The 6,565-nt window shown below is 68.8% G+C and carries 6 protein-coding genes; 2 read left to right on the top strand and 4 right to left on the bottom strand.

The features are described from left to right. Positions 1 to 976, bottom strand: a 976-nt coding sequence (locus QN357_RS16920) for an efflux RND transporter periplasmic adaptor subunit (protein ID WP_323505246.1), incomplete at its 3' end; no start/stop codon positions are given. A gap of 171 nt (positions 977 to 1,147) precedes the next feature. On the opposite strand from QN357_RS16920, the gene QN357_RS16915 reads away from it, so the two are divergent. Further along, positions 1,148 to 1,636: a YajQ family cyclic di-GMP-binding protein gene (locus QN357_RS16915; protein WP_134448794.1), complete on the top strand. Its 489-nt coding sequence runs from the start codon at positions 1,148 to 1,150 to the stop codon at positions 1,634 to 1,636. Positions 1,637 to 1,759: 123 nt separating this feature from the next. Here the strand turns inward: QN357_RS16915 and QN357_RS16910 are convergent, their stop codons facing one another. The 3 genes from QN357_RS16910 to ubiE are packed head-to-tail and all read right to left on the bottom strand — an operon-like array spanning position 1,760 to position 5,057. Beyond that, on the bottom strand, positions 1,760 to 3,220 hold the full coding sequence (locus tag QN357_RS16910; RefSeq protein ID WP_134558657.1) for an FAD-dependent oxidoreductase: 1,461 nt from the start codon (positions 3,218 to 3,220) through the stop codon (positions 1,760 to 1,762). Positions 3,221 to 3,230: 10 nt separating this feature from the next. Then, positions 3,231 to 4,301: a polyprenyl synthetase family protein gene (locus QN357_RS16905; protein WP_134558656.1), complete on the bottom strand. Its 1,071-nt coding sequence runs from the start codon at positions 4,299 to 4,301 to the stop codon at positions 3,231 to 3,233. Positions 4,302 to 4,331: 30 nt separating this feature from the next. After that, positions 4,332 to 5,057, bottom strand: a complete 726-nt coding sequence (gene ubiE, locus QN357_RS16900; protein WP_166787350.1) for a bifunctional demethylmenaquinone methyltransferase/2-methoxy-6-polyprenyl-1,4-benzoquinol methylase UbiE — start codon at positions 5,055 to 5,057, stop codon at positions 4,332 to 4,334. Positions 5,058 to 5,170: 113 nt separating this feature from the next. Between ubiE and QN357_RS16895 the strand changes: the two genes are divergently transcribed. After that, entirely contained in the window at positions 5,171 to 6,397 is a 1,227-nt protein-coding gene (locus QN357_RS16895; RefSeq protein ID WP_322136988.1) for an isochorismate synthase, read from the top strand. The last annotated feature ends 168 nt before the right edge of the window (positions 6,398 to 6,565 follow it).

The following is a 6,565-nucleotide window of genomic DNA, read 5'->3' as shown; positions in this document are numbered from 1 at the left end:
GGGTCTTCACCGTGGAGACGCCGTCCGCGGTCGTGACCGCGGCGCTCGGGACGGTGAGCACGTTGGTGCGACGCTCGTAGACGATTTTGGCCGTGACGGCGACGCCGTCGTAGAGGCCGTCGGGGTCGCCGGTGACGGCGACGACGACGGGGTAGGTGACCGCTCCGGAGGTCGTCGACGGCAGGATGCCGACGGACTGCACGGTTCCGAAGAACGCGGTGCCGTCGTCGAGGGAGAGTTCGACCTGGTCGTTGACCGCGACGTTCGCGATGTCCGACTCGCCGATGGCGAGGGAGAGCGACCACGAGTCTGTTCCGACGATACTGAAGTCGGCCGTGCTCGTCGAGGTCGAGGCGGTCGAGGCGGTCGTGGCTCCCCCTGCCCCAGAACTGCCCGAGCTGCCCGAGGAGATCACGTCGCCGACGGCGACGTTGACCGCGGTGACGAGGCCGGCGGCGGGGGCGGTGAGGGTCGCACCGGCGACTGCGGCCTGCGCGGTCACGACGGCGGCCTCGTCGACGGCGACGGATGCCGTCTGGGCCGCGATCTGAGCGACGGCAGCGGCGGTTCCGTCGCTGTCGCTCACGCTCGTGGCGAGTTTCGCCTTCGCGGTCGCGAGCGTCGCCTGCGCTTCGAGCACGGCGGCGTCGAGGCTGAGCGTGTCGACGGTTGCGAGCACCTGGCCAGCGGTCACGGTGGTCCCCGCGACGACCGGCACGGCCGTGACGGTACCGGACACGGCGAAGCTGACCGAGTCGTTCACGGTCGGGGTCGCGGTGCCGTCGCTGTCGACGGTCTTCTGCATGGTCGTCAGGCTCGCTGCGGTGGTGATGGGAGCGGCGACCGTGGACTTGGTGTTCGCCGGAACGGCGAATCCGAACCAGTAGATGCTGCCGCCCGCGAGGGCGAGCACGATGACGCCGGCAACCACCCAGGTTCGTGGGCGGATGTGCGTGAGAAACTGTGGCCGTTTCATGGTCTCCTCGATAGCTCGTGCGCGGCTTCTGACTGCCGCGTCGGCAACGGTACGCAGCAGGGCTATGGCCGCGGCCTCCAGCGGCTATCAGTTCCCGATGAGCCCGGCATGCCCGGTGCGTGAGCCGGTGTGCGGATGCCGGGCGAAGCATCCGCCGATAACATTGCTGTCATGGCAGACTCAACGTTCGACATCGTCAGCAAGGTCGACCCGATGGAGGTCGACAACGCCCTCAACCAGGCCCACAAGGAAGTCGCGCAGCGCTACGACTTCAAGAACGTCGGCGCCTCGATCGAGATGAGCGGCGAGAAGGTGCTCATGAAGGCGAACTCGGAGGAGCGTGTCAAGGCGATCCTCGAAGTCTTCGAGTCCAAGCTCATCAAGCGCGGCATCTCGCTGCGCAGCCTCGACGCGGGCGACCCGTACGCCTCCGGCAAGGAATTCCGGATCGAGGCCTCGATGAAGGCCGGCATCGACCAGGAGAACGCGAAGAAGATCGGCAAGATCATTCGCGACGAGGGCCCCAAGGGCGTCAAGAGCCAGATCCAGGGCGATGAGCTGCGCGTGAGCTCGAAGAGCCGCGACGACCTGCAGGCCACGATGGCGCTGCTCAAGGGCAAGGACCTCGACGTCGCCCTGCAGTTCGTCAACTTCCGGTAGGCATCGGGGCATCCTTTTGACGCCGTTCCACAATATGGCGCTGATGAGCCCGGACACCACCGCAGCGGACGTCGACGCCCACCTCGCCGTGTTCGGCGAGGCGGTCAGCGAACTGCTCGGGTTCTAGGCCGAGGCGGTCACTGCTGCTGGCGCGACGGCGCGGGAGATGGCGACCATCTCGTCGCGGGGCACGACCTTGATCCGCACCCGGCCCTCGGCCGCGCCGAGCGCCTGCTCGTGCTGGTCGAGGCGGTGCCAGCCGTCGAGGTTCGTGTACTCGACGCCGCGTTCCTCGAGGAGCGCGACGACGCTCTCCTCCGACGGGGATTCGGGCCGCCACCAGTTGCCGAGATCGTTGATCAGGTGCCGCACGGTCTCCATCGCGTCGGACTTGGTGTGCCCGATCAGGCCGACAGGCCCGCGCTTGATCCACCCGGTCGCGTACACGCCGTAGAGCTGCTGGTTGGCGCTGCCCGCACCGGACGACGGGTCGCCCTTGGAGAGCACCTGCCCCTCGCGGTTCGGGATCACGCCGTGCTTCTTGTCGAACGGCACCCCGGGCAGCGGCGAGCCGAAGTACCCGACCGCGCGGTACACGGCCTGCACCGGCAGCTCGCGGATCTCCCCCGTGCCCACGACGCCGCCCTGGCCGTCCGGCGCTGTGCGTTCGTAGCGGATGCCGCCGACCCGGCCGGTGCCGTCGTCGACCAGTTCGAGGGGCTTGGCGAAGAAGTGCAGGTGCAGCCGGCGGCTCGCGCCCGCCTGCGGGTCCTCGGCGAGCTTGTGGGCGCGTTCGCGCCATTTGCCGAGCACCTTGTCGATCACGAAGACCTGCTTGTTGCTCGCAACGGCGGCGCGCGCGGCGTCGTCATAGTCGAAGTCCTCGTCGTAGACGACGATGTCGACGTCGGGCAGTTCGCCGAGCTCACGCAGTTCGAGGGGCGTGAACTTCACGGATGTCGGTCCGCGACGCCCGAAGATGTGCACGTCGGTCACGGGTGAGGCCTTGAGCCCGTCGTAGACGTTCGCCGGGATCTCGGTGGGCAGCAGGTCGTCCGCGTGCTTCGCGAGGATCCGAGCCACGTCGAGGGCCACGTTTCCGTTGCCGATCACGGCGACCTGCTTCGCTTCGAGCGGCCAGGTGCGCGGGTAGTCGGGGTGGCCGTCGAACCAGCTCACGAACTTGGCGGCGCCGTAGGAGCCGACGAGGTCGATGCCGGGGATCCTGAGGTCGGCGTCGCGCACGGCGCCGGTCGCGAAGATGACCGCGTTGTAGTGCTTCCTGAGGTCGTCGAGCGTGATGTCGACCCCGAAGCGCACGTTTCCGAAGATGCGGATGTCGCCGCGGTCGAGCACGTCGCGCAGGGCGGTGATGATGCCCTTGATGCGGGGGTGGTCCGGCGCGACCCCGTAGCGTACGAGCCCGTACGGCGCGGGGAGGTGGTCGAACAGGTCAATCGAGACCTCGAAGTTGCGTTCCGCCTTGAGCAGGATATCCGCGGCGTAGATGCCGGCCGGCCCTGCCCCGACGATCGCCAGGCGCAGCTTCGCGGGTTGCTGGTCGGTGGGGCGCTTCTCGGTCATGACGACCTTTCTAACTTGAACGCTCGACGATCGTGTCGGCGAATCGGGTCAGCGCCTTCTTGACGGACCCGTCGGGCAGGGGAGCGAGGGAAGCAACGGCGTCGTGTGCCCAGCCGTGGGCCTCTGAGAGGGTCTGCGCGGTCACCTCGTGGTCGCGCAGCGCGGCAATCGCGGAGTCGGCCGCCTCTGAGCGGGTGCCCTGGCTGCTCATGACGTCCCGCTCGAGCCGCTCGAGCAGGGCCGCGGATGCCGGCTCGTCGGCGGCGCGCTCGCGGAGCCTGAGCAGGGGCAGGGTGGCGACCCCGGCACGCAGGTCGGTGCCTGGCACCTTCCCGGTCGCCTCGGGCTGCGGGGACAGGTCGAGCACGTCGTCGATGAGCTGGAACGCGACGCCGATCTTCTCGCCGAAGCTCACGAGGGGCTGTTCGAATTCGTCGGGCGCATCCGAGAAGATGATGCCGGCCTGGGCCGCTGCCGCGATGAGCGAACCGGTCTTGTCGGCGAGCACCGAGATGTAGTGCTCGATCGGGTCGTCGCCCGCGTGCGGGCCGACGGTCTCGTGCAGCTGCCCCATGACGAGGCGTTCGAAGGTGTCGGCCTGCAGGCGGATGGCCCGCTCGCCGAGCTTGGCCATCAGCTGGCTCGCCCTGGCGAACAGCAGGTCGCCGGTGAGGATCGCGACCGAGTTTCCCCAGACCGTCTGGGCGCTCGGGACGCCGCGGCGCTGGCCGGAGTCGTCCATGACGTCGTCGTGGTAGAGCGAGGCGAGGTGGGTGATCTCGATCGCCGTCGACGCGGTCACGACGTCGGTGATCCCACCGCTGCCGAGGTGGGCGGTGAGGAGGGCAAGCATCGGGCGAACCCGCTTGCCGCCGGCTTCGAGGAGGTACCGGGTGGTGACGCTTGCGATCTCGTCTGCGAAGACGATCTCGGCGAAGAGGCTCGCCTCGACCCGCTCGAGACCGGCGTCGATTCCGGCGGCAAGGCCCCGGTCATCCGCTGTCGAGAAGATTCGATCGCTGAGGCCGATCTGGCTCGTCACGGAGGAGCCGCGCCGGAACAGGGGAAGACTCGGTTTCACTCTGACAGCCTATCCATTGGGTGGGGAGTTTCAGTCGGCGGGGACTGCCGCGGGGGCGGCCTTGACGCCGCGGTGCAGCGCCACGATTCCGAGGGTGAGGTTCTTGTAGGCGACGGACTCGTACCCGGCTTCGCGGAGCCATCCGCTCAGCACGGGCTGGGTCGGCCAGGCGGCGATCGATTCGCCGAGATAGTCGTACGCCTCGGCGTTCGAGGAGGCGAGCTTGACGACCCGGGGCATCACCTGGTTGAGGTAGGCGAAATAGGCGCTGCGGATGACCGGGTTCGGCGGGGTGGAGAACTCGCAGATGACGACCCTGCCGCCGGGCTTGGTGACGCGGAAGAACTCGGCGAGCGCCTTGCGCGGTTCCACGACGTTGCGGAGGCCGAAGGAGATCGTGACGGCGTCGAATTCGTTGTCGGCGAAGGGAAGCGCCGTGGCGTCGGCCTGGACGAACTCGACGAGCGGGTTGCCCGCTTGGCGTTCGCGGCCGACCGCGATCATGCCGGCGGAGAAATCGGCGGCGACGACGTGGGCGCCGGTGTGGGTCAGCGCGACGCTCGAGGTGCCGGTGCCCGCGGCGATGTCGAGGATGCGCTCGCCGGCCTGGGGGTTGACGGCGCGGGTCGCCTGGAGCCGCCACAGGGCGGCGTTTCCGACCGAGAGCACCGCGTTCGTGCGGTCGTAATGCGTCGACACCTGATCGAACATGGCAGCGACCTGCTCCGGCTGCTTACTGAGGTCTGCTCTGTTCACTCCAACAGTCTAGGTTGCCGTTCCCCGGTGATCCTGCGAAGCCGGTGATAGGGGCAGTCTGGAGTCCGGGAAGCCGGTCGTCGTGGCGGCTGGCATAGGCTGGGCAAGTGAATGTGCAGGCCCTAACGGTTGAAACCACTCCCATTGCCGACATTCGACAACTGGTCCTTCTCCTCGACGCCCAGAAGCCGCTGCTCTGGATGCGCCGCAACCAGGGCCTCGCCGGCCTCGGCTCAGCGCTGCGGCTCGAATTCTCGGGCCCGACCCGCATGACGGATGCCGCGAGTGCGTGGCGGGACGTCGTCGCCGCTGCGACGGTGACCGATCCCCTCGCGCGAACGGGCACCGGCCTGCTGGCGTTCGGAACGTTCGCCTTCGACGACGAATCCGCCGAGACGAGCGTGCTGCTCGTTCCGGAGGTCATCGTCGGACGTGAGGACGGTCTCTGCTGGGTCACCCGGATCTGGCCGACCGGAGGCACCCCTCCGGAAATTCCGGTGGCGCTGCATCCGCTGGGCACGGAGTACCGGATCTCGCTGCTCTCGGGCACGCTGCGGCCCGAGGCATACAAGGCAGCCGTCGATGAGGCGGTCGTGCGTCTCTCGGCCGGCGAGGTGAACAAGGTCGTGCTCGCCCGCGACCTCCGCGGCCACCTTCCGGCGAAGTCGGACCTCCGCCGCACGATCAGCGAACTCGCCCTCGGCTACCCGGACTGCTGGACCTACGCCGTCGACGGACTCGTCGGGTCGAGCCCCGAAACCCTGATCCGCGCCGACCACGGCGAGGTCAACGCCCGGGTGCTCGCCGGGACCGTCTCGCGCGGCGCCGACGCCGCAGCGGACCTCGAGGCCGCCGCCGCGCTCGCGACGAGCGCGAAGGACGGCGACGAACACGCCTTCGCGGTGCAGAGCGTGCTCGCCTCGCTGCGCCCGCATACCTCGCACCTGCTCACGAGCGAGCTGCCGTTCACGGTCAAGCTCCCGAACCTCTGGCACCTCGCGACGGATGTCGAGGGAACCCTCTCCGACGGATCGACCTCCCTCGACCTCATCGCCGCCATGCACCCGACGGCGGCGGTCGCGGGAACGCCGACGCAGGCAGCGCTTGCGCTCATCCGCGAACTCGAGCCCTTCGACCGCGGCCGGTACGCCGGGCCGGTCGGCTGGGTCGGAGCGGACGGCGACGGCGAATGGGCGATCGCGCTGCGCTGCGCCCAGGTCACTCCCGGCGGCGACGTCACGGCATACGCCGGCTGCGGCATCGTCCTCGGTTCAGAGCCCGACCGCGAGCTCGCCGAGACCCGGATGAAGTTTCGCCCCATAGTCGAGGCCTTCGGCTAACTCCCCCTCCTCCTCCGCTGCGCTCTGCGCTCAGCGCTCAGCGCTCAGCGCCGTGAACCGCGAGAGCACACTTATGGCCCTAAAGACGGACCTGTGCTGTCTCGGGACGTCCCTGACACTTCATGTCTCGGGACGTCCCTGACACTCGGGTCGGGATGTTGCGGGCTC

This window comes from Cryobacterium sp. RTC2.1 (assembly GCF_035018685.1).
GTDB classification, from domain to species: domain Bacteria; phylum Actinomycetota; class Actinomycetes; order Actinomycetales; family Microbacteriaceae; genus Cryobacterium; species Cryobacterium glucosi.
This window is presented reverse-complemented; position numbering and strand designations above follow the sequence as displayed.